This window comes from Roseovarius sp. EC-HK134 (genome assembly GCF_902498815.1).
GTDB lineage: Bacteria > Pseudomonadota > Alphaproteobacteria > Rhodobacterales > Rhodobacteraceae > Roseovarius > Roseovarius mucosus_A.
The window spans coordinates 3,500,400-3,522,022 of record NZ_LR701544.1; the positions used below are offsets into that span (position 1 = coordinate 3,500,400).

At 61.2% G+C, this 21,623-nt stretch carries 22 protein-coding genes; 5 read left to right on the forward strand and 17 right to left on the reverse strand.

The features are described from left to right. Window positions 1-112 precede the first annotated feature (112 nt). A complete protein-coding gene (locus tag GC127_RS20750) occupies window positions 113-1,501 on the forward strand; it encodes a M20/M25/M40 family metallo-hydrolase (RefSeq protein WP_151979478.1) in 1,389 nt (462 codons plus the stop codon). A gap of 205 nt (window positions 1,502-1,706) precedes the next feature. Here GC127_RS20750 and GC127_RS20755 read toward each other — a convergent pair whose 3' ends face one another. The 3 genes from GC127_RS20755 to GC127_RS20765 all read right to left on the reverse strand — a co-directional run bounded on the left by GC127_RS20755 (window position 1,707) and on the right by GC127_RS20765 (window position 4,178). Next, complete coding sequence (locus GC127_RS20755) at window positions 1,707-2,906, reverse strand: DegT/DnrJ/EryC1/StrS aminotransferase family protein (RefSeq protein WP_151979479.1); 1,200 nt, start codon at window positions 2,904-2,906, stop codon at window positions 1,707-1,709. A 90-nt stretch (window positions 2,907-2,996) separates the two neighbouring features. Next, entirely contained in the window at window positions 2,997-3,662 is a 666-nt protein-coding gene (locus tag GC127_RS20760) for an HAD-IA family hydrolase (RefSeq protein WP_081506518.1), read from the reverse strand. Between the two features lie 75 nt (window positions 3,663-3,737). Continuing rightward, window positions 3,738-4,178 carry a hypothetical protein gene (locus GC127_RS20765; protein ID WP_151979480.1) on the reverse strand — a complete coding sequence of 147 codons (441 nt, stop codon included), beginning with the start codon at window positions 4,176-4,178 and terminating at the stop codon, window positions 3,738-3,740. 85 nt (window positions 4,179-4,263) lie between these two features. Here GC127_RS20765 and moaA point away from each other — a divergent pair, with 85 nt between their 5' ends. Then, window positions 4,264-5,271: a GTP 3',8-cyclase MoaA gene (gene moaA / locus GC127_RS20770; RefSeq protein ID WP_151979481.1), complete on the forward strand. Its 1,008-nt coding sequence runs from the start codon at window positions 4,264-4,266 to the stop codon at window positions 5,269-5,271. Window positions 5,272-5,353: 82 nt separating this feature from the next. On the opposite strand, the gene GC127_RS20775 is transcribed toward moaA, so the two are convergent. Continuing rightward, a complete protein-coding gene (locus GC127_RS20775) occupies window positions 5,354-6,058 on the reverse strand; it encodes a thioredoxin family protein (protein ID WP_199861296.1) in 705 nt (234 codons plus the stop codon). 245 nt (window positions 6,059-6,303) lie between these two features. Between GC127_RS20775 and acnA the strand changes: the two genes are divergently transcribed. Together acnA and GC127_RS22925 are read left to right on the forward strand one after the other, a co-directional pair. After that, a complete protein-coding gene (gene acnA, locus GC127_RS20780) occupies window positions 6,304-9,054 on the forward strand; it encodes an aconitate hydratase AcnA (protein WP_037298535.1) in 2,751 nt (916 codons plus the stop codon). Between the two features lie 202 nt (window positions 9,055-9,256). Next, complete coding sequence (locus GC127_RS22925) at window positions 9,257-9,394, forward strand: hypothetical protein (protein ID WP_008282531.1); 138 nt, start codon at window positions 9,257-9,259, stop codon at window positions 9,392-9,394. A 78-nt stretch (window positions 9,395-9,472) separates the two neighbouring features. Here the strand turns inward: GC127_RS22925 and GC127_RS20785 are convergent, their stop codons facing one another. The 9 genes from GC127_RS20785 to yajC are packed head-to-tail and all read right to left on the reverse strand — an operon-like array spanning window position 9,473 to window position 16,308. Next, complete coding sequence (locus tag GC127_RS20785) at window positions 9,473-10,006, reverse strand: DsbE family thiol:disulfide interchange protein (RefSeq protein WP_081506522.1); 534 nt, start codon at window positions 10,004-10,006, stop codon at window positions 9,473-9,475. Further along, on the reverse strand, window positions 9,999-10,157 hold the full coding sequence (ccmD, locus tag GC127_RS20790; protein WP_151979482.1) for a heme exporter protein CcmD: 159 nt from the start codon (window positions 10,155-10,157) through the stop codon (window positions 9,999-10,001). The genes GC127_RS20785 and ccmD overlap by 8 nt, the downstream gene beginning before the upstream one ends. Beyond that, the gene (locus GC127_RS20795) at window positions 10,154-10,894 is read right to left on the reverse strand and encodes a heme ABC transporter permease (protein WP_151979483.1); all 741 of its coding nucleotides are present in this window, start codon (window positions 10,892-10,894) and stop codon (window positions 10,154-10,156) included. Before GC127_RS20795 ends, ccmD begins: the two co-directional genes overlap by 4 nt. 16 nt (window positions 10,895-10,910) lie before the next feature. Next, window positions 10,911-11,567 (reverse strand): heme exporter protein CcmB, encoded by a 657-nt coding sequence (gene ccmB / locus GC127_RS20800; RefSeq protein WP_008282535.1) that lies wholly within the window; start codon window positions 11,565-11,567, stop codon window positions 10,911-10,913. After that, window positions 11,564-12,181, reverse strand: coding sequence for a heme ABC exporter ATP-binding protein CcmA (gene ccmA, locus GC127_RS20805; protein WP_151979484.1), 618 nt, complete (start codon window positions 12,179-12,181; stop codon window positions 11,564-11,566). The genes ccmB and ccmA overlap by 4 nt, the downstream gene beginning before the upstream one ends. A gap of 56 nt (window positions 12,182-12,237) precedes the next feature. Further along, a complete protein-coding gene (locus tag GC127_RS20810) occupies window positions 12,238-12,591 on the reverse strand; it encodes an Mth938-like domain-containing protein (protein WP_008282537.1) in 354 nt (117 codons plus the stop codon). 3 nt (window positions 12,592-12,594) lie between these two features. Beyond that, window positions 12,595-13,356, reverse strand: a complete 762-nt coding sequence (locus GC127_RS20815) for a sulfite exporter TauE/SafE family protein (RefSeq protein WP_008282538.1) — start codon at window positions 13,354-13,356, stop codon at window positions 12,595-12,597. Further along, window positions 13,349-15,985 (reverse strand): protein translocase subunit SecD, encoded by a 2,637-nt coding sequence (secD, locus tag GC127_RS20820; protein WP_151979485.1) that lies wholly within the window; start codon window positions 15,983-15,985, stop codon window positions 13,349-13,351. Before secD ends, GC127_RS20815 begins: the two co-directional genes overlap by 8 nt. Before the next feature lie 41 nt (window positions 15,986-16,026). Beyond that, a complete protein-coding gene (yajC, locus tag GC127_RS20825; protein ID WP_008282540.1) occupies window positions 16,027-16,308 on the reverse strand; it encodes a preprotein translocase subunit YajC in 282 nt (93 codons plus the stop codon). 160 nt (window positions 16,309-16,468) lie between these two features. Between yajC and serS the strand changes: the two genes are divergently transcribed. Further along, the gene (serS, locus tag GC127_RS20830) at window positions 16,469-17,761 is read left to right on the forward strand and encodes a serine--tRNA ligase (protein WP_008282541.1); all 1,293 of its coding nucleotides are present in this window, start codon (window positions 16,469-16,471) and stop codon (window positions 17,759-17,761) included. Window positions 17,762-18,178: 417 nt separating this feature from the next. Here serS and GC127_RS20835 read toward each other — a convergent pair whose 3' ends face one another. From GC127_RS20835 to GC127_RS20850, 4 genes are all read right to left on the reverse strand, one after another. Further along, window positions 18,179-18,895 (reverse strand): glutathione S-transferase family protein, encoded by a 717-nt coding sequence (locus GC127_RS20835; RefSeq protein ID WP_199861297.1) that lies wholly within the window; start codon window positions 18,893-18,895, stop codon window positions 18,179-18,181. Between the two features lie 25 nt (window positions 18,896-18,920). Continuing rightward, entirely contained in the window at window positions 18,921-19,808 is an 888-nt protein-coding gene (locus GC127_RS20840; protein WP_037298539.1) for an NAD(P)/FAD-dependent oxidoreductase, read from the reverse strand. A gap of 2 nt (window positions 19,809-19,810) precedes the next feature. After that, window positions 19,811-20,254: an Rrf2 family transcriptional regulator gene (locus tag GC127_RS20845; protein ID WP_081506530.1), complete on the reverse strand. Its 444-nt coding sequence runs from the start codon at window positions 20,252-20,254 to the stop codon at window positions 19,811-19,813. 295 nt (window positions 20,255-20,549) lie between these two features. Further along, complete coding sequence (locus tag GC127_RS20850; protein ID WP_254700214.1) at window positions 20,550-21,563, reverse strand: fatty acid desaturase; 1,014 nt, start codon at window positions 21,561-21,563, stop codon at window positions 20,550-20,552. Window positions 21,564-21,623: the final 60 nt, after the last annotated feature.

The window sequence follows — 21,623 nt, forward strand, 5'->3', positions numbered from 1 at the left end:
AACAGGTTACAAATTGACGCTGCCCCCCACTTTGACTTGGGTCAAGTGACTGGACAGTGCCACGCGGCCTGATACCCTCATTCTCAATCATACTCAAACCCAAAGGCCCGCCATGTCGCTTTCCGCCGTTCTCTCCCGCATCGACGACCAATTGCCCGCCGCTCTCGACCGGCTGACCGGGCTCTTGCGAATCCCCTCCATCTCGACCGATCAGGCCTATGCGGGCGATTGCGAAGCCGCCGCAGATTGGCTTGTGTCAGACCTGCAAAGCCTTGGAGTGAAAGCAGAAAAACGTGCCACACCGGGCCGCCCCATGGTCGTGGGCCATATTGACGGGCCTGCGGATGGCTCTGGGCCGCACCTGCTTTTTTACGGGCATTACGACGTACAGCCGGTTGATCCCTTGGCACTCTGGCACACTGATCCCTTCGCCCCCGAACTTCAGGACACGCCGCATGGCAAAGTGATCCGCGCACGCGGCGCCTCCGACGACAAGGGCCAATTGATGACCTTTGTCGAGGCTTGCCGCGCCTACAAGGACGTGACCGGCGCGCTCCCCTGCCGCATCACCTTCTTTTTCGAGGGCGAAGAGGAATCAGGCTCGCCCTCGCTCATCCCCTTCATGCGCGACAATGCCGCAGAGCTTTCCGCCGACTTGGCACTGATCTGCGACACCTCCATGGTCGCCCCCGGCGTGCCCTCCATCGCCTCGCAACTGCGCGGCATGCTCAAGGATGAATTCACCATCACCGGCCCGCGAATCGACCTGCATTCCGGTCACTACGGCGGTCCTGCCCTCAACCCCTTGCGCGAAATCTCGCGCCTTATCGCGTCTTTCCACGATGACACGGGTCGCGTCGCCGTCGAAGGCTTCTACGAGGGCGTCCATGAGGTGCCCGCAGACCTGCTGCGCCAATGGGAAAGCTGCGGTTTTGACGAACACGAATATCTCTCTTCCGTTGGCATGACCCGTGCCCATGGCGAGGCGGGCTATTCCGCCCTTGTCCAGCAATGGGCGCGGCCCACGCTGGAAATCAACGGGCTTTGGGGGGGCTATCAGGGTGCCGGCACAAAAACCGTGATCCCGTCCGAGGCGCATTGCAAACTGACCTGCCGCCTTGTCGGCGATATGGATCCCGACAGCCTGCGCCAAAAGGTCCGCAAACATGTCGAAGATCGCCTCTCGCCCGATGCCAAGATCACCTGGAATCAGGATCTCGACGGCTCGCCCGCGGCCGTGATGAACATCAGCCGCCCCGAGTTCGAAGCCGCCCGTCAGGCCCTTTCAGACGAATGGGCGCGCGAAGCGGTCTTTACCGGCATGGGCGGCTCGATCCCCATCGCGGGCTTTTTCAAAGAGGTGCTCGGCCTTGACGCCATGCTCATCGGCTTTGCCCAGGAAGATGACGCCATTCACTCCCCCAACGAAAAATACAACGTCCAGAGCTTTCACAAAGGCATCCGAAGCTGGGCACGGGTGCTCGACGCGCTGGCCAGGTGACAAGAAGGAGGCGTTGGCCTCACGCAAGAATGCGCGGAATCAAGGCGCTTTGCGCCGCCGCGCATCGCCGGGCCGCCCCCCGGCACGGCGATTTGGCCGCAACATGCACTATGCGGTGGTGTTTTACGGATTCGGCACGATAAAGCGCCTCGAAACTGCCGTTGGATCGCCGCACCGCGGCCCGTCAATGCGCAGGCAACGCCCCCTAAACGCCCTGCGCCTGATACACCGCGCCCACCTCTGCCCGGATGATCCGCGCAATCTGCGCGCAATCCTCTAGGCTAAAGGTCAGCGGCAGCCGCATATCGACAATCCCGCGCAAGATCCGGTCGCTCGCAGGCATCGGCGATGACGGCGCATAGCGCCAACTGTCATAGCGGCTGGTAAAGCCCACCGGCTCCGCCCCGCCAAACCACTTAAGCTCGACCCCGCGCGCCAGACACCGCTTCAACACATCCGCAATCCGGCTCCCGTCCCAGTCCAGCAACAGGAACTGAATGGACGATCCCACATAGCGCTCTGCCTCGGCGCGCTCGACCACCGTCAACCCCGGCGTGCCGCGCAATCCCTCCTCGACAACGCGGTACCGCGCGTTCCATTTTTCACATTGCGCATCCAGCGCCCGCAACTGCGGCCGCAAAATGGCCGCGCGCAGATGATCCATCCGCCCCGACACATTGGGCGTGTCATATTTGACCTGCTCGAACACCTCTGCCGGCGGCACCGTGCCATGCCGCCCATAGAGCATGTAAGACCCCGACAGCATCACCGCCCGCGCCATCACCATCTCGTCATCGGTGATCAGAAACCCGCCCTCGCCGGAATTCATATGCTTGTAGGTCTGGGTGGAATAGCATCCGATCTTGCCCCAACGCCCCGAAGGGATACCGCGCCACGCCGCCCCCATCGTATGCGCGCAATCCTCGACCACCGTCACCCCGGCAGCGTCACAAATCGCCATCAGCGCATCCATATCCGCCAGATGCCCGCGCATATGGCTCAGCATCAGGACCTTTGCCTGATCCACCTTGGCCGCCAGATCCTCCAGATCAATCGTCAACGCCTCGGTGACACCCACGAACACCGGCACCGCCCCCACGCTGGCAATCGAACCGGGCACAGGCGCAAGCGTAAAGGCATTGGTCAGCACCTTATCCCCCGGCCCCACACCCAAGGCCCGCAGCGCCGTGGCCATCGCATAGCCGCCTGACGTCACCGCCAGCGCATAGCGCGCCCCCGTATACTCCGCGAATTCCCGCTCGAGAGAGGCCACCGCCCCCGCCTCCTCGCCCACGAGGTTATACCGATGCAACCGGCCCGAGCGCAGCACATCGAGCGCCGCCGCGATCCCCTCTTCGGGGATCGGCTCCTGTTGCGTGAAATTGCCTGTGAATCTCTCTGTCATGCTCTTGTTTTGGGGCGCGTCTGGCCTTGCGTCAATGGTTTTGCAGGCCAGCCCCCCCTTCCTTCAGAAAACCCGAAACCGCCCTGCGGCTCAGCCGATAAGACGCCGCACCACGCCCGGCAATTCGTCATAATGCCCGATCACCGCCTCAGGCTTCAAGGCCGCCACCGTGCCCCCACCGGGGCCAAACCCCACAAGCACCGACGGCACGCCCGCCGCCCGCGCCGTATCGTGATCCGTCACCGTATCGCCCACCATCAGCGCACGAACCGGATCACCGCCCGCCCGCCGCACGGTCTCGCGCAGATGTTCCGGATCGGGCTTGCGCACCGCCAGCGTATCCGCCCCGGTCAACGCCTGAAACGCTCCAAGCACGCCCAACCGCTCCAACAGAATTCGCGCCAGACGTTCCGGCTTGTTCGTGCAAATGGCCACGCGGTAGCCGTCTTCGCTCAACTGCGCCACAGCCTCCATCGCGCCGGGATATAGCACCGTATGCACATCAATCGCCTCGGCATAGGCCTCCAGCAGCACCGGGTAATACCGGTCAATCGTGGCCTCATCCTCGGCGCGGCCCAGCCGCTCCATCCCCAGCCGCAGCATCGCCCGCCCGCCGCGCAGCGCAACGCCCGAATCGGTGTCCGCCCGCAAAAGATCGCCCGCGCCCATATCGCGAAAACAGGCATTTGCCGCCGCCAGCAAATCGCCGCTGGTATCCGCCAGCGTCCCATCCAGATCGAAAACCACCGTGCGCATGCCCTGCCCTCTTGCCGCCTCTCGCCAGCGGATAGAGCGCCCCTGCCCGAAACACAAAGGAAAAGACGCGCAGCCCTAGTCTGCCAGCCGGTAAACCTGCAGTTCCGGCAACGCCGTCAGGGGTGCTCCAACGGCCCGAAACCCCGCCAGCGACAATCGGCTGCCCGACCCCGGCACCGCGTCGAGCGGAATAAGGTCGACCGCCACCGACTGCCCGGTCACGGCATAATCCACCCGCCCCCGCGCGGGCGCATCCACAAGCGGCGTCTTCAGCCAAAGCCCCGGCTCAGCCGGTGATCCAAGCGACGCCACAGTGGGTCCCAGCGCCCCGGCCCGTGCCGTGGCAGCCTCGACGCGCGCCGCCTTGCGCTCGGCGGGCGTTGTCACGTCCAAATCGTCCGGTGTCATCGGTGCCACCACCTCGGGCGCGGGCTCTGCGCGCGGCGCGAACACCCGCTCCACCTGCGCACAGCCCGCCACGCCCACAACACCCAAGATCATGATCAAATATCTCATTTGTCCACCCTACCCCCCGAAACTTGCCCCTTCAACGGCCAACTTGTCCCTTGCCCCGCCGCGCCCCCCCGCCTAGATTTACGCCATGACAGCACCTCTGATAGACCCGTTCCAGCGCGCCATCTCTTACCTGCGTGTCTCCGTGACAGACCGCTGCGATTTCCGCTGCGTCTATTGCATGTCCGAAAACATGACCTTCCTGCCCAAGCGCGAATTGCTCACGCTCGAGGAACTCGACCGCCTCTGTTCGACCTTCATCCGCATGGGCGTCGAAAAACTGCGCATTACCGGCGGCGAACCGCTGGTGCGCAAAGGCATCATGACGTTTTTCGACGCCATGACCCGGCATTTAGAGGACGGCACCCTCAAGGAACTGACCCTCACCACCAACGGCAGCCAGATGGAACGCTTCGCCGCCGATCTCTATGCGGCCGGCGTGCGCCGGGTGAACATCTCGCTCGATACGCTCGATGATCAGAAATTCGCCGATATCACCCGTTGGGGCCGCTTGGCGCAGGTGATCAAAGGCATCGACGCCGCCCAAAACGCCGGGCTGCGCGTCAAGATCAACACTGTGGCCCTCAAAGGGTTCAACGAAGACGAGTTGTTTACCCTTACCGAATGGTGCGCATCGCGCGACATGGACCTCACCTTTATCGAGGTCATGCCAATGGGCGATATCGGCAACGAGGACCGCTTGGGCCAGTATTGGAAACTCTCCGATCTGCGCGCCCGCCTGCGCGACCGCTTCACCCTCACCGAATTGACCGAGCGCAGCGGCGGCCCCGCCCGCTACGTGCGACTCGAGGAAACAGGCCAGAGAATCGGCTTCATCACGCCGCTCACCCATAACTTCTGCGAAAGCTGCAACCGCGTGCGCCTCACCTGCACCGGCGAGCTCTACATGTGCCTCGGCCAAGAGGATATGGCAGACCTGCGCGCCCCCCTGCGCAACAACCCCGGCCATGACGCTATGCTCGAAGACGCCATTCGCGCCGCCATCACGCGCAAACCCAAAGGCCACGATTTCGACTACTCGCGCCAGACCGTCGATGGCCGCGTCTCGCGCCACATGAGCCATACAGGCGGCTAAGCCTGCGCGCGTCACGCCCGCCCGCGGCTGTCATCCTTCCAAAAATACGCGAAATCACTGGCCTGCTTGAAAAACAGTGCCCTCAGTGCAAATAGGCCACGGCCTCGATCGTGCCGAAATCGACATATTGCAACAGCACAATCGCCTTATCCTCGCGCGCCAAAGCCACATCCAGATCAAGCGGCTTGCGACTGTCCCAGACCGCAACCTGCGTTATATCCGTGACGATATTGGCATAGGTGATGGTCTTGCCAGCATTCTCGCCACGGGCAATCTTCACCGTTTGCTCGGGAACATAACGCACCAGTTGCACCATCAATGGCGTCCTGCGCGCAGGCTCGGCCCGCGCCTTGATCCGCACCTTGCCTGCGTCCCGCACCACCTCGACGGCGATGCCGCTTTGCTCCCGCGCGCGGTGCTGCGCGATCAGGGCCTCAACATCCCCGAACCGCGTGCCCACCACGTGATCCGCCCCGTTGATGATCATTTGCGGCGTATACACCATCGTGCGGCCGCTCGCCTGCGCATACCCACGCTGCCGGTTGCTGTTATGAGGACTGCCAAAACTGTCCTCCCAGCCGATGTAATCCCAGTAATCGACATGCAGCGACAGAGCGATCACATCATCGCGCGTCACAAGGTCAAGAAAATAGGCATCCGCAGGCGGGCAAGAGGAACAGCCCTGCGACGTGAAAAGCTCTACCACAACAGGATGGTCACCGGCACTTGCCTGCACCGCCCACAGGGATAAAATCCCCCCCAATACGCTCGCCGCCACGTGTCGCATATCGTGTCTTCCCACTCGGTGTGCTTGTTTGCCCGCGGATCATACCACATCCGCGCCCAATGGAACCTAGGCCTCGTGGATCGCAATAACCAATCAAGGTTTCGAGAGTCCAAAGTGATTTCCTGAAATATTGATCAATTGTGTGCAATAGTATACAAATATTCTCGCGCCCCTCTTGATCGGACGTTTCAAATCGGTCAGAAGCAAAAGCAAGTGATCCAGCCTCGACCATGAAAGGACGGCCCATGCCCATCAGCGTCGGACAAGACAGCGCCAAGACCCGCAAGACCCTCACCATCGGCGACCAGTCGGTCGCCTATTACTCGATCGCCGCCGCCGAAGAGGCCGGTCTTGGCGATTTCTCGCGCCTTCCCGCTGCCCTCAAGGTGGTGCTGGAAAACATGCTGCGCTTCGAGGATGGCAAAACCGTCTCGCTTGACGATATTCGCGCCTTTTCAGAATGGGCGGCCAATGGCGGCACCGCCAACCGCGAACTGGCCTACCGCCCGGCGCGCGTGTTGATGCAGGATTTCACCGGCGTTCCGGCGGTGGTGGATCTTGCCGCCATGCGCGACGGGATCGTGGCCTTGGGCGGCGACGCCCAACAGATCAACCCGCTCAATCCCGTCGATCTCGTCATCGACCACTCGGTGATGATCGACGAATTCGGCAATCCCCGCGCCTTCCAGATGAACGTGGACCGCGAATATGAGCGCAACATGGAGCGCTACCAGTTCCTGAAATGGGGCCAGGGCGCCTTTAACAATTTCCGTGTCGTGCCGCCGGGCACTGGCATCTGCCACCAGGTCAACCTCGAATACCTCGCCCAAACCGTCTGGACCGACACCGACCAGAACGGCGAGACTGTGGCCTATCCCGATACGCTGGTAGGCACCGACAGCCACACCACCATGGTCAACGGCATGGCCGTGCTGGGCTGGGGCGTCGGCGGGATCGAGGCCGAGGCCGCGATGCTCGGTCAACCGATTTCCATGCTCATCCCCGAAGTCGTGGGTTTTGAACTCACAGGCCGAATGGTCGAGGGCACGACCGGCACTGATCTCGTGCTCAAAGTCGTGGAACTCCTCCGCAAAAAAGGCGTGGTCGGCAAATTCGTCGAATTCTACGGTGCCGGTCTCGATCACCTGCCGCTGGCGGATCGCGCCACCATCGCCAATATGGCCCCCGAATACGGTGCCACCTGCGGCTTCTTCCCGATTGACGACGAGACGCTTCGCTACCTGCGCAACACCGGCCGCGATGAGGCCCGCGTGCAATTGGTCGAGGCCTATGCCAAGCAAAACGGCTTCTGGCGCGGCTCCGATTACGCACCGGTCTATACCGACACGCTGCATCTCGACATGGGCACCATCGTGCCCGCCATCTCGGGCCCGAAACGCCCGCAGGATTACGTCACCCTCGACAAATCCGCCACCTCCTTCCTTGACGTCGTGTCGCAATACCGCGGCAAGGATGCCAGCCCCGCCGCCGCCGACATGGCCGCTGAGGGACCGGCCACCGCTGTCGCCGCCGACCCGCGCAAATCGGTCAAGGTCAAGGGCGAAGACTATAGCATCCGGGATGGCTCGGTCGTGATCGCCTCGATCACCTCCTGCACCAATACCTCCAACCCTTACGTGATGATCGGCGCGGGCCTTGTCGCCCGCAAGGCGCGCGCGCTTGGCCTCAACCGCAAGCCATGGGTCAAAACCTCGCTCGCCCCCGGCTCGCAGGTGGTCTCCGCCTATCTCGAGGCCGCAGGGCTGCAAGAGGATCTCGATGCCGTGGGCTTCAACCTCGTGGGCTATGGCTGCACCACCTGCATCGGCAACTCGGGCCCACTGCAAAAGGAAATCTCCGAGGCCATCGCCGAGGGCGACTTGATGGCCACCTCCGTCCTTTCGGGCAACCGCAACTTCGAGGGGCGCATTTCCCCCGATGTGCGCGCCAATTACCTCGCCTCCCCGCCGCTCGTCGTGGCCTATGCCATCGCGGGTGATATGAATATCGACCTCACAACCGAGCCCTTGGGCACCGACAAGGATGGCAACCCGGTCTACCTCAAGGACATCTGGCCCAGCCAAAAAGAGATTGCCGAACTGGTCGAGCGCACAGTAACGCGCGAGGCGTTCTTGTCGAAATATGCCGATGTCTTCAAAGGCGACGAGATGTGGCAATCGGTCGAAACCTCCGAAGGCGAGACCTATGATTGGCCCGCGCAATCGACCTATGTGCAAAACCCGCCCTATTTCAAAGGCATGGCCAAGGAACCGGGCACCATCTCCAACATCTCCGGCGCGCGCGTTCTGGCGCTCCTGGGGGATATGGTCACAACCGATCACATCTCTCCCGCAGGCTCCTTCAAGGAAACCACGCCCGCTGGCAAATACCTGACAGAGCGTCAGGTGCCCGTGCGCGAGTTCAACTCCTACGGCTCGCGGCGCGGCAACCACGAGGTGATGATGCGCGGCACCTTCGCCAATATCCGCATCCGCAACGAGATGCTCGATGGGGTTGAGGGCGGCTATACCCAGGGACCGGACGGCGCGCAGACCTCGATCTTTGACGCCTCCATGGCCTATCAGGACGCGGGCACGCCGCTTGTGATCTTTGGCGGCGAGCAATATGGCGCGGGCTCTTCGCGCGACTGGGCGGCCAAGGGCACGGCGCTTCTGGGCGTCAAGGCGGTGATCGCCGAGAGTTTTGAGCGTATCCACCGCTCCAACCTCGTCGGAATGGGCGTGATCCCGTTCGAGTTCACAGGCGACGACACGCGCAAGACGCTGGGCCTCACCGGCGCAGAAACCGTGGCCATCTCGGGTCTTGATACGATCAAACCACTGGCCGAGGTGCCCTGCACCATCACCTATGCCGATGGCACGACCAAGGTGATCACGCTCAAATGCCGGATCGATACCGCGATCGAGATCGAATATATCGAACACGGCGGCGTGCTGCATTACGTGCTGCGCAACCTCGCCAAATCCGCGGCCTGACAAACCCCGCGGCTTCATCAACAGGGCGGCCCCTCATCCGGGCCGCCTTTTTCGTATCTTGCGCAGGGTTCCGCCACCCTTGCCCAATTTCCGGCCATTCGCCGCCGATGCGCTGCTCCTGCTGTCATTCTGCGGTGATTCCCCTTTTTTCGTGATCGCCAAGCGCCAATCTTGAGGGCAGAAGATTGAGAAAGGGTAAATCATGCGCACCACCGCACTCATCCTCGCCCAGGCCGGGCTGATCAGCTTGCTCGCCGTTTACGGTGCCTATGGCGACAACCCAGCAAAGCCCACCTGCCCGCAGCACGCGACCACGCAGGATTGCGCAGCCCCGAAATGACGCGCGCAGCCAGACCTTACAAAATCAGCTTACAAACCTTACAAAATGTAAGGTCGCGCGCCCCGGGGCCAATAGCGCCTAGCGCGCGGCCTCGATCGCAGGAAGGATCGTGCTCTGCATCACCCGCTCGGTGATCGGCCCGGCAAAGCGCAGCACGATATTGCCTTTGCCATCAATCACATAGGTTTCAGGCACGCCGTAAACCCCCCAGTCAAGCGCCATCCGCCCCGTCGCATCCGCGCCCATCGCGGCATAGGGGTTTCCAAGTTCTTTCAGGAAATTCAAGGCGTTATCAGCCTTATCTTTGTAATTCACCCCATAGATCGTGATGCCATCCTTGGCCAGCTTCTCCAGATTGGGATGCTCCACGCGACAGGGCGCACACCAGCTCGCCCAATAGTTTACAAGCGTCACAGTTCCATCGCGCAAGTCACTGTCATCAAATGTTTTTCCATCGCCAAGCGGTGTCACTGCCACCACCGGCGCCGGCTTACCAGCCAGTGCCGAAGGCAGCTCATTGGGGTTATCCCGTTGCAACCCAACAAAGGCCAGCCCGGCAAACCCGGCAAAGATAACCAGCGGCAAGACCATCATCGGAGAAAGCTTAGCCATTGGATTTCACCTTAATTTCAACTTCTTGTAGCTCTTTCTTCACACGATTAGACCGCCGAACGCTGAGCACGATCAAAACCGCGATAAGCGCAATCGTCACCGCGTAAGACGATAAAACCGCCTCCGCATATTTCCCCAGATCCGGCATCATGCCCCCATCCTCTCGCGCGCCAAAAGCGCCCGCATCCGCCGCGCGCGGATCTCGGTGCGCGTGCGCATCAAAACCAAAGCTATGAAAAGAAACACAAATCCCGCCATGCAGACCAGCAGCGGATACCAGAATACATCCGCCACATTCTCTTCCTTATCGAGGCTGAGCGAGGCACCCTGATGCAAGCCTTGGTTCCAGAAATTTACCGCATAGCGGCTGAGCAACGCGAAGACCGATCCGACAAGGCATAAAATGCTGGTCAGATCCGCTGCCGTATCGTCATTCTCGATGGCTTCCCACAGGGCTATGTATCCGAGATAAAACAGAAAAAGGATAAGAAAGCTGGTTAGCCTCGGGTCCCAGGCCCACCAGGTGCCCCACATCGGTTGTCCCCAGATGGCCCCAGTCACCAGTGCGATCACGGTCATCACCATTCCCACAGGTGCCGCTGCCCGTGCCGCCAGCGCGCTCACATGATGCCGCCGCACGATCCAAATGAGCGATGTGATCAGCATCATCAGCCAGGCATTGATCGCCATCAGCGCGCTAGGCACATGTAAATAAATGATTTTCACCGTCGATCCTTGGCGGTAGTCCTCGGGCGTAAAGAAAAAGCCCCAGATCAGCCCCCCCACCAACGTCACCGCCGCCAGCCCCGCGAACCACGGCAAGAACCGGTCGGTGGTCTGGATGAATTTCTTGGGATTGGCATATTCCCAGAGTGCGTTCAGGTTCATCGCATGTCCTGTGTCATCAACGTAGGTTCACCCTCAATACCGCAGCCGAGGCGAAAGGCAAAAGTGCGATGGTGCCGCAGGTAATCCCCGCCAACATCAACAGCGGCGTGGTCACGTCAAACCCCTCTGCGCCACGTCGCGCCACCTCTGCGCCGAAAATCAATGTAGGTACATAAAGCGGCAGCACAAGCAGGCTCAGCAATAGCCCCCCACGCTTAAGCCCGACCGTCAGCGCCGCCCCAAAAGTGCCAATGACGCTAAGCGCAGGTGTTCCCAATAAAAGTGATACTATCAACCACTTATAGCCCGACTCTGAGAGATTGAGCAGCAGCCCCAGCACCGGTGCCGCCGCCACCAAAGGCAGGCCCGTGGTTAGCCAATGCGCCAGCGCCTTGACGCTCACAATCCCCTCCATCGGCAAGGGCGAGGTGGCCAGAAGGTCAAGACTGCCATCCTCCCAATCCAGCGCCAGAATGCGATCCAGCGACAGCAAACACGCCAGCAACGCACCCAGCCACAGGATACCGGGGGCAATCACCGTCAGCAGCGCGCTTTGCGGCCCCACCCCAAAGGGCACCAGAACCACGACAATCAGGAAAAATGACAACCCCAGACCAAAGCCACCACCGGCACGCATCGCCAGCCGAATATCACGTAACAGGAGAGCGATCACAGAAATGCCCCGTCAAAATCATTATCCATCAACGGCTTGGCTTTGTATTTTCCGACATCAAGCACCTGCGCCTCACTCAACCCAATGTCGATATGCGTCGCCATAAGCGCCATGCCCCCCGTCGCCAGATGCCCGCGCACGGCATGGGCAAACATCGCCACCGCCTCAGTATCCAATGACACGGTCGGCTCATCCAGCACCCAGATCGCCCGCCCTGTCACCAAAAGCCGCGCCAACCCCAAGCGCCGCTTCTGGCCAGCCGATAGCGCCCCCGCCAGCCGGGCCGAGAGCGCGGTCAGCCTGAAGGCCTCAATAGCCTGGGAATAGTCTTTGCGACCAAAGGCTTCCGCCCAAAACTTCAGGTTCTCTGTAACCGTCAGAGTGGCCTTGATCCCATCGGCATGCCCGGCATAGACAAGGCTTTCGGGGGGCACGTCGATCCGGCCTGAAACCGGCGGCTGCAAGCCCGCGATCGTCCGCAAGAGCGTGGTCTTGCCGATGCCATTCGGCCCGCGCACCACAAGCGCCTGACCGGGGGATAGCGTGAAACGCACCCCTTCCAGCACGGGTATCCCGCCACGCGCGATGGTCAGATCAGAGACTTGCATCATCATGCGCTGTGCTTAACCCAATGCGAGACCTTGGAAAAGCACCATCAGCGCGCGGATCGTCACACCGGTTGCAACGCAACGGCCACCCGGCGCCCTTCGGACAAAAGCACGTTATAGGTCCGGCAAGCAGCGGGCGAATTCATGGTCTCAACACCCAACCCCACCGCCTCAAGATCATCTCTCAACCCTTTGGGAATATGCGATATCTCTGCGCCAGTGCCGATAAAGACCACATCGACCTCCGTCGCAAGCGCCATCAGTGCCGCGGTGTCTTCATAACCGCCCCAGGTGCGCGCCCCAGTCGGTGTGACAAGGATCGCGCCCTCCATAACCTGTCCGGCAACCCGAAAGAATCCCGGCCCATAGCCATCAATCGGCGTCGCCCCGCTAAAACTGATTTCCGTCATGCGCATGGCTTACCCCTCCTTGCCCCAGATCGGCAGCCCGCTCACCACCGCAAGACCGATCACTGCATAAGCCGCCCAACGATAAAGCCGCTCGTGACGCGGGTCAAAGAGCGATTGCCCAATCAATGAGGTAATGAAATACGGCACCGCAAGTAGCAGCGCCAAAAGGAAAATCTGCCCATTGATCGCCCCGCGTAAAAGGAGGTTGGCCACGATCACCACATCCAGCGCAGCCAGAAACAGGATCGTATTCGCGCGCACTGATTGCGCCGCCGACTGCCCCGCGAGATAGAACAGGATCACCACCGGGCCGGTCAACCCTGTCAGCCCTCCAATCACGCCGGCCACAGCCCCAATCGCGACCAGCATGGGGCGGCCCACCTGCCCCGAGAACCGCCACCCGGTGATCAGCGCCGCCAATGTGATTGCGCCCACAGCGGCCACCACCCACCGGATGCTGACTGGGTCAAGCCGCCCCATCAGCCACAGACCAATCGGCACGGTCACAAGCGCCGCAAGCGCCAAGATACCCACTTCGCGCCGGTCCGCCTGCGACCACGCGCGCGGCAACAGTGCCGAAGTGCTGGCAATTCCCGTCAGCGTGATCACCCCGACGATGATCTCTGGCCGCAGAAAAATCCCCGCCACGGGCACGAAAATCAACGCCGTTCCAAAGCCGGTAAAGCCCCGCACGATCCCTGCCAGCCCAATCGCCAGCAATAGCCAGACCAGGCCGGGCGTCGCCCAGACCGCGCTGAATGCCTCAGGCATCTATATTGGCGAATTGCGTGCCCGCATTGGCATCCGGCTTAGACCAGTCGCGTTTGATACCCAGCCACATCAGCACCGTACTGGCCACAAAGATTGACGAATAGGTGCCGACAATCACGCCCCAGATCATGGCAAAGACAAAGCCCCGGATCACGTCACCCCCCAAGACATACAAGGCCAAAAGCGCCAGCAACGTGGTCAGTGACGTTACCATCGTGCGGCTCAGCGTCTCGTTGATTGACAGGTTCAGCACCTCTCGCAGCGGCCTTTGCTTGTATTTGCGCAGGTTCTCGCGGACCCGGTCAAACACCACCACCGTATCGTTAAGCGAATAGCCGACAAGCGTCAGAAGGGCCGCAATGATCGCGAGATCGAATTGGATTTGCAGTTCCGAAAACACACCGATGGTTAGCGCCACGTCATGCACCAGCGCAATCACCGCCCCGACCGCGAATTGCCACTCGAACCGCATCCAGATGTAAACCAGCACCGCCCCGATGGCGAGTGCGACGGCAAGCACCGCCGTCTTGATCAACTCGCCCGATACTTTGGGGCCAACGCTCTCCACGGATGTGAACTGTATATCCGGCACAGCCTGCTGCAAGGCCGCTTCGACCGCCGCGATCGTTTCGGGGGTGACACTCTCGGTCTCGTCCTGCGCCTGAATCCGGAGCATTGCCACGTTCTCTTCCGGGCCAAAGGTTGGATCGAACACCTCTGTGATGCTGACATCACCCAACCCCATATCACTAGTCGCGGCGCGATAGGCCCCGATATCAACAGGTTCTGCGCTGAGCGTCCGGATCGTGGTGCCACCCTTGAAATCAATCCCGAAATTCAGCCCTTGCACGGCAAAAGAGCCAAACGCCACAAGGATCATCACCCCGGAAATGCCCAACCACAGCTTCCACCGGCTAAAGAAATCCCAAGAGGTGATTTCCGGCACGAGCCGGAAACCGCGCCCGACCAACACCGTTTTTGGCCGCTTGCGCTCAAACCACATCACTGTGATCAATCGCGTCACAAACAGAGCGGTAAAGACCGAAGTCACAATCCCCAGCCCCAGCGTTATGGCAAAGCCACGCACCGGACCAGACCCCATGACATAGAGGATCAGCGCCGTCATGAAGGTGGTGATGTTGGCGTCGACAATCGCGCTCATCGCCTTCTCATAGCCCAATTCAATGGCCCGCGCCGCGCCCTTGGCCGATTTCATCTCTTCTCGGATACGCTCAAACACCAGCACATTGGCGTCCACCGCCATCCCGATGGTCAGCACGATCCCGGCGATCCCCGGCAAGGTCAGCGTAGACCCGATTAGGCTGAGCAAGCCGAAAATCAGACCAACGTTCACAATCAGCGCAATATTCGCAAAGATGCCGAAAATGCCGTAACTCACGATCATGTAAACGAGCACAAGCGCAAAGGCCACGAGACAGGCCAGCTTGCCCGCCTCGATACTATCGGCCCCAAGCTCCGGCCCGACCGTCCGCTCTTCCAGAAACTCAAGCCCCGCCGGAAGCGCACCAGCCCGCAACAGCACGGCCAGTTGCGTGCTGTCCTCAACATTAAAGTTGCCGGTGATGATGCCCGACCCGCCGGCAATATGGCTTTGGATCACCGGCGCGCTGATCACCTCGCCATCAAGCACGATGGCAAAGGGATTGCCGATATTCTCAGCCGTGTAATCGCCGAATTTGCGGGCACCCGTGGGATTGAACCGGAACGACACCGCCGGGCGACCGTTCTGGTCGAAATCTGGCTGTGCATCGACCAATTCCTCGCCCGTCACAACGGGCGCGCGCTCCAGAATGTAGTAAACGCCCGCCTCGTCCAGTGACGGCAGCACCTCGTTACCTGCGCCCGCGGGCGCATCAGCGCTCGCGGCACGGCTGATCACCGGCTGGAAGGTCAGTTGGGCCGTGGTCCCGATCAGCGCCTTCAACTCGGCTGCGCTGCCAATCCCCGGCACCTGAATCAGGATGCGGTCAGCGCCCTGGCGCTGGATGGTCGGCTCGCGCGTGCCCACCTCGTCGATCCGACGGCGAATGATTTCCAGCGATTGCCGCACGGTGCGATCATCGGTCGCGCGCTGCTCGGCCTCGCTCAGCCGGATGATGATATCCGCACCGTCCGTTGTCACCTCGATATCGCTACCACCCACGCCAGTCAGCACATCGGTCACGGGCCGCGCCAGCCCACGCACCAGCGCCGCGGCCTCTGTGGCCATTTCGGGCCGCTCGACAAGGCGCACCCGCAACTCGGGCGCATCGGTCTGCTGCAGCCGGATGGGCCCCACGCTGTCACGCTCTTCACGCAACAGATCGCGCACCTCGGGCCACATCCCCTCAACCCGCGCCTGATAGACATCTTCGACCTTGACCTCGGCCAAAAGATGCGCGCCCCCGCGCAGATCAAGCCCCAGATTGACAAGGCTTGAGGGCATCCAATCGGGCCAAAGCGCCAGATCATCGGCCACCGACGCCGGATCAGCCCCCGCCTCAACGGCGACGACGGCGTCATTGTGCCGCTCGACCTTTCCGTAAAACCCATTGGGCAGGGCGAGCATCAGACCAAGGGCCACCGTCCCCCAGATACAGAGGCGTTTCCACAGGTCGATTTGCAGCATGTTCCTGCCCTTTCAGAGGTTTTTCGCAGGGGAGCGGGGGCTTAGCCCTCGGCAGGCTCAGTCTTGGACAGAACCTGTGCGATGGTGGCGCGCACCACACGCACCTTGATGCCCTCAGCAAGTTCCACCTCGATCTCGCTGTCATCCTTGACCTTGGAAACCTTGCCGATCAGGCCGCCTTGCGTCACCACCTGATCGCCCCGGCGCAGCGCACCAATCATGGCCTTATGCTCTTTGAGCTTCTTCTGTTGCGGGCGGATCAACAGGAAATACATGATCGCAAAGATCAGAATGAGCGGGATGAACTGGCTAAAGGCTTCCATCGGGTATCCTCTTTTTGTGACGCGGACAGCGGGCCGCGAATTGCCGGGGAACCTAGGCGCGGGGCCGGGTATTTGCAAGGCGCGAAAGCATGGCGCAAGCCCGGTTTCTGGTGCATAACGCCGCCCAAGCGATTCACCGACAGCTTTGAGGACCAGCGCCATGCACGATATCCGCGCCATCCGCGAGACCCCCGATGCCTTTGACGCCGCCCTCGCACGGCGGGGTCTGGCTCCGGTCTCGCCCCAGATTCTGGCCCTCGACGAGGCGCGTCGCACCCGCATCCACGCGGCCGAGAGCGCACAGGCCGACCAGAACCGCGCGAGCAAAGAGGCAGGCGCCGCCAAAGGGCGCGGTGACGAGGCAGAATTCGAACGTCTGCGCACTCTGGTCTCGGCCAAAAAGGAAGAAATGGCCGCCATGCAGGCCGAGGCCAAGGCGCTTGATACCCAGCTCACCGACCTCCTGATGGCCCTGCCCAACCTGCCCTTTGACGATGTGCCCGATGGCACGGACGAGAGCGGCAATGTCGAGTTGCGCCGTTGGGGGACGCCCGCAAGTTTCGATTTCACCCCGAAAGAGCATTACGACATCACCGGCGTGCAACCGGGCATGGATTTTGAGACAGCTGCGAAACTCTCTGGCGCGCGCTTTGTCGTCCTGTCGGGCAGCATCGCCCGCCTGCACCGCGCCTTGGCCCAATTCATGCTCGACACCCATATCGAGGAAAATGGCCTCCAAGAAACCTGGACGCCCGTTCTGGTGCGCCCCGAAATGATGCTGGGCACCGGGCAATTGCCGAAATTCGGCGAAGACAGCTATGAGACCACCAATGGCTGGTGGCTCGTTCCTACCGCCGAGGTGACGCTGACCAATATCGTGCATGGCGAGACGGTCGATGCCGCCACCCTGCCGCGCCGCTACGTGGCCCACACCCAATGCTTCCGCTCCGAGGCCGGCAGCGCGGGGCGCGACACCGCCGGCATGCTGCGCCAGCACCAGTTCGAAAAGGTCGAAATGGTCTCGATCACCCACCCCGACGAAAGCCGCGCCGAGTTGGACCGGATGACCGCCTGCGCTCAAAGTATCCTTGAACGGCTTGGCCTGCCGTATCGCACCATCGTGCTCTGCACCGGCGACATGGGCTTCGGCGCGCGCCGCACCCATGACATCGAGGTTTGGCTACCGGGGCAGAACACCTACCGCGAAATCTCGTCCGTCTCGGTCTGCGGCGACTTTCAAGCGCGCCGCATGAACGCCCGCTTCAAACCACAAGGCGGCGGCAAACCCGAATTCCTGCACACGCTCAACGGCTCGGGCCTCGCCGTGGGCCGCTGCCTGATCGCGGTGCTGGAAAACGGCCAGCAGGCCGACGGCTCCGTCCGCATCCCCGACGCGCTCCACCCCTACCTGCGCGGCAAGACGATCCTCAACGCCGATGGGAGTCTTGGGTAAAGCAGCTTACCTCTGATCGCGTTCACATCGCCCCGGGCCTGACCCGCGGCCTCCCCCTCCCGCTTGGGCGAGGTCCCGGATCAAGTCCGGGACGGGTGCGGTTTCAATCGGGCGCAACCTGCCCTACGCAGGGCTTCCCGCTCACCTTTGACACCTCGCGGGGGCAAACGTCGAGCGGTCAGTCACTCTTTAGCCAAAGGCCAAGCCCGTCCAACCAAGGCCCGACCTTCGAGCCCGAGCGCACGAAAGTCTACAGAGCGGACAAAGAGAGCTTTCGCTGCCGCTTCGCTGATGACTGCTTCAGGAGCATACCAAGCAGCCATCGTTCTTGACACGTCTGGCAAAGGTGGCGACGAAACCACCCAACTTGGCCTCTAACGACTATCTCGAAGCAGCGGTCTCCATACCGGATCAGAATCAGCCCACCAGAGCAGCATTCCACCCAACATCATCGAGTGACCAATCGAAACCATGATCCGGAAGACCATGAGCAACCGCTAGAAAACCCTTTGGGTAAGGGGGGCAAATGGCACTTGGTCTTTGCCGGAAGAACTCGTACCAAGCGCGCAGTTTTTCGAGCCTCTCGGGCAAGTGAACACCGTAGACGTCCGCTGCAAATTGCAGGGTCGCCATCGCGATACAGTCTGCAATGGTGTTCTCAGAGCCAGTTAGGAAGGGTCCTTGATTTTCAGTCAGTACGAGATCGAGGCGTTCCAGCTGCTTCAGATAGGCCGCCGCTGCAAAACGCGCTGTAGCTGGATGCTGCTCCTCCATGCCGGCGAAGACCGGACTGCCCTTATGGGCCCATACCCCAAGCTGAAGCGCTGCCTCATCTGCGATGCTCATTGCTTCCCGCGTTCGGGCCTGCGCGGCGGGTGACCACCCGATCATGTTCGGCTGCGGATACCGATCCTCCAGATATTCCAAGATTGCGATCGAAGATCGGATCTTGTGACCATCTTCGGTTTGCAACACTGGCACTGTTCCGAACGAACTCACTGCCCTCAGGCGGCCGAGACTTTCCGGGTCCATCGCATCAAAGGCAATCCGGGCTATATCGGTGATCCCTTTTTCGGAGAGGTAGATTCCGATGCGACGTGGGAAGAGCGCCCAGTTCAGTTCGTAAAGCTTCATGGAGGTTCCTTCCAATAGTTTGATCTCAGCGCGAGGGCCAAACAAGTGATCTGTGAATTTGTGCGCCGGCAGTTGCGCCATCGGCCACGGCAAGCGACACCGAGTGCGGGGCGCGTGCGACATCACCGCACGCAAATACGCCACAGATAGATGTCTCTTTCTCATCGGACGTCCGCAGCTGAGACCCCATGGGCGTTTCTATCAAGGCGCAGCCCATGGTTTCGGCCACCGCACTGGCCGGCGAACAGATGGGCGCCGTGAACAAACCGGCAAAGTCCACGCGGCGACCGTCGGTCAGAAAAACTTCGGCCTTGCCCTCGATCCGATCGATTGGCGTTTCCTCCATGGTAGCACCGCGGCGATGAAGATCGGTACGGGTTTCATCGTCGAGTGGCATCAGGGCGTTGGTCAGGAATGTGACCTTGCCCCACTCCGTCAGCAACTGCGCCTGATGCACGGACATGGGCCCGGTTGCAATCACGCCGATATGGCCCTGATCCAGCTCGTAGCCATGGCAATAGGGGCAGTGAAACACCGAACGCCCCCACCGCTCTGCCAGTCCAGGCACCGAGGGCAGTCCATCCGTCACACCGGTGGCGAACAGCAGGCGACGCGTTTCGAAGCGCTCGCCAGTGGTGAGGGTCACTTGGAACGCGTCGTTCTCTCCAGCAGCGCTGGCAACCTCGCCCTCTTTCCAGGTCAGGGTCGGATACGCCTCGAGCTGGGTTCGGGCAATGCCGGCCAGTTCGGCCGGATCGACACCATCCTGTCCCAGAAAGCCATAGGAGTGGCTGGCTGACCGGTTGCGTCGCATCCCGGCGTCGATGATCAGCACTGACCTGCGCGCACGCAGAAGCTGCAGGGCGGCTGCCATTCCTGCATAGCCACCCCCGACTAAGATAACATCCTGCATTTTCATTCTTTCTGTTTAAGCGTTTCCGCGTGGCGACGTTTGAAGTCGGCAGCCAGATCGGCAAGTGTGACATGAGCGAAACGCTCAAGCAGCAACGCTTCGGCTTCTTCAAACGTGTGTTCCAGTGCGGCGTTGACCGACTGCTCCACCAGGCAGAAGGGGTTCTCTGTCCGATTGCCAATCGCGAAAATGGCTGGTTCTCCAAGTGCCTTGTGCAACTGGTGCAAGGTCACGACCTCAAGATCGGCGGTGATGCGCCATCCCCCAGCGTGGCCCCGAGCGGACGAAACGATCCCTGCTTCACGCAGAAATGCCATGGTGCGCCGGACGACAACAGGATTGGTGCCCATGCACTGCGAGATGGCTTCCGAAGTCATGGGCCCTTCGTGCTCTGCCATGTGCAGAAGCGCGTGAAGGACGGAGGAAAGGCGGCTATCTCTTTTCATGTAACAATATATGTTACGATTCGTGCAGTGTGTCAAGTTAAAGGGCGATCATTCCAAGAATGCCTCTTTTCACCAATGAACCAGCGACCGCTTCCATAGCCGCCCCCCTAATCCCTTTCAGACCCGCCAGTTACCGAACCTTTCGGAAGGACTGCCGAGAGCCGCCATTCGCTGCTTAGCAGAATATCGACACGACGGGCTCTTTCCAAACCTTCGCCCACACACAGCAAGAATGTCCGATTACGGTTTTAGCCCAACGGTATAACGTGAAAGTCAAACAACCTGCCAACTCCCCCTACTCCGCCGCCACCATGCGCGTCGTCTCAGCCTTCGGAAACGGCACCAACCGCCCCGCCGCCTCATCCCAGAGCTTCAACCGGAAACTGCGGATCGCCTCGGGCCAGCGGATCACGTCATGGGCGCGCAACGCCTCCGGCAACGCCCTCTGACAGCGCCGCAGGTTATAGGACGGGATGCCGGGGTTGTAGTGATGCAGATCGTGATAGGCGATATTGCCCGTCCCCAGATCCCACAGCCACCCCAGATCAAGCGAGCTTGACCCCACAAGCGTCGCCTTGCGGAAATCGAGCGATGGTTTGCGATCCCAATAGGTCTCTTCGAAATTGTGCTGGAGATAGACCAGAAACACCCCGATCACCCCCGCCAGCACCGCGCTCACGCCCCAGACCGCTAGGCCCACGCCCCCCAGCATGGCCCAGATCAGCGCCAGATAACCCGCCAGCATCAGGTTGTGGGCAATCACACCCCACACGCCCACCACCCGCGTATTGCGCGGCCAGCGATAGGCGATGAAATAGGCATATATCCCACCCAAGGACAGCATCACCACCGGATTGCGATAGAGCCGATACCACAGCCGTCTGTGCCATGGTGCCGCCTGCCATTCCGCCAGCGTCATGGTATAAACCTCGGTCGTCTCGCGGTGATCGAGATTGCCCAGATAGGCGTGATGCTGGTTGTGATTGTATTGCATGACCCGGTATGGCGTCAGCGAAAACACCGACAGGGCATAGCCCACCACATCATTCAGCCCTTTGCGCCGAAAAAGCGCGGCATGCCCGCAATCGTGCTGCAACACGTAAAGCCGCACCGAAGCAAAGGCGAGCACGCCAACCATCGCCACCGCGCCAGCCCACTGCCCCGCCTCTGCCAAGGCCACACCCAGGATCAGCGCGCCGCCATAGACCACAAGAGTGCCCGCAAACGACAGCGCGCCGCGACCATCGCTCTTGGTGGTATAGGGTCTGAGAAAGGCGCGCAGCGCCGCCTGATCGGGGGTCTCGGTCATGTCAGCCTCCATTCCACAGAGGGGTAACACTCTTTGGCCTCAGAGATTTGACCTCGCCCC

What these genes read in the sequence shown, in the direction of transcription:
- GC127_RS20750 (WP_151979478.1), top strand. Translation starts at nt 113, where the DNA reads ATGTCGCTTTCCGCCGTTCTCTCCCGCATCGACGACCAATTGCCCGCC.
- GC127_RS20755 (WP_151979479.1), bottom strand. Translation starts at nt 2,906, where the DNA reads ATGACAGAGAGATTCACAGGCAATTTCACGCAACAGGAGCCGATCCCC.
- GC127_RS20760 (WP_081506518.1), bottom strand. Translation starts at nt 3,662, where the DNA reads ATGCGCACGGTGGTTTTCGATCTGGATGGGACGCTGGCGGATACCAGC.
- GC127_RS20765 (WP_151979480.1), bottom strand. Translation starts at nt 4,178, where the DNA reads ATGAGATATTTGATCATGATCTTGGGTGTTGTGGGCGTGGCGGGCTGT.
- moaA (WP_151979481.1), top strand. Translation starts at nt 4,264, where the DNA reads ATGACAGCACCTCTGATAGACCCGTTCCAGCGCGCCATCTCTTACCTG.
- GC127_RS20775 (WP_199861296.1), bottom strand. Translation starts at nt 6,058, where the DNA reads ATGCGACACGTGGCGGCGAGCGTATTGGGGGGGATTTTATCCCTGTGG.
- acnA (WP_037298535.1), top strand. Translation starts at nt 6,304, where the DNA reads ATGCCCATCAGCGTCGGACAAGACAGCGCCAAGACCCGCAAGACCCTC.
- GC127_RS22925 (WP_008282531.1), top strand. Translation starts at nt 9,257, where the DNA reads ATGCGCACCACCGCACTCATCCTCGCCCAGGCCGGGCTGATCAGCTTG.
- GC127_RS20785 (WP_081506522.1), bottom strand. Translation starts at nt 10,006, where the DNA reads ATGGCTAAGCTTTCTCCGATGATGGTCTTGCCGCTGGTTATCTTTGCC.
- ccmD (WP_151979482.1), bottom strand. Translation starts at nt 10,157, where the DNA reads ATGATGCCGGATCTGGGGAAATATGCGGAGGCGGTTTTATCGTCTTAC.
- GC127_RS20795 (WP_151979483.1), bottom strand. Translation starts at nt 10,894, where the DNA reads ATGAACCTGAACGCACTCTGGGAATATGCCAATCCCAAGAAATTCATC.
- ccmA (WP_151979484.1), bottom strand. Translation starts at nt 12,181, where the DNA reads ATGATGATGCAAGTCTCTGATCTGACCATCGCGCGTGGCGGGATACCC.
- GC127_RS20810 (WP_008282537.1), bottom strand. Translation starts at nt 12,591, where the DNA reads ATGCGCATGACGGAAATCAGTTTTAGCGGGGCGACGCCGATTGATGGC.
- GC127_RS20815 (WP_008282538.1), bottom strand. Translation starts at nt 13,356, where the DNA reads ATGCCTGAGGCATTCAGCGCGGTCTGGGCGACGCCCGGCCTGGTCTGG.
- secD (WP_151979485.1), bottom strand. Translation starts at nt 15,985, where the DNA reads ATGCTGCAAATCGACCTGTGGAAACGCCTCTGTATCTGGGGGACGGTG.
- yajC (WP_008282540.1), bottom strand. Translation starts at nt 16,308, where the DNA reads ATGGAAGCCTTTAGCCAGTTCATCCCGCTCATTCTGATCTTTGCGATC.
- serS (WP_008282541.1), top strand. Translation starts at nt 16,469, where the DNA reads ATGCACGATATCCGCGCCATCCGCGAGACCCCCGATGCCTTTGACGCC.
- GC127_RS20835 (WP_199861297.1), bottom strand. Translation starts at nt 18,895, where the DNA reads ATGAAGCTTTACGAACTGAACTGGGCGCTCTTCCCACGTCGCATCGGA.
- GC127_RS20840 (WP_037298539.1), bottom strand. Translation starts at nt 19,808, where the DNA reads ATGCAGGATGTTATCTTAGTCGGGGGTGGCTATGCAGGAATGGCAGCC.
- GC127_RS20845 (WP_081506530.1), bottom strand. Translation starts at nt 20,254, where the DNA reads ATGAAAAGAGATAGCCGCCTTTCCTCCGTCCTTCACGCGCTTCTGCAC.
- GC127_RS20850 (WP_254700214.1), bottom strand. Translation starts at nt 21,563, where the DNA reads ATGACCGAGACCCCCGATCAGGCGGCGCTGCGCGCCTTTCTCAGACCC.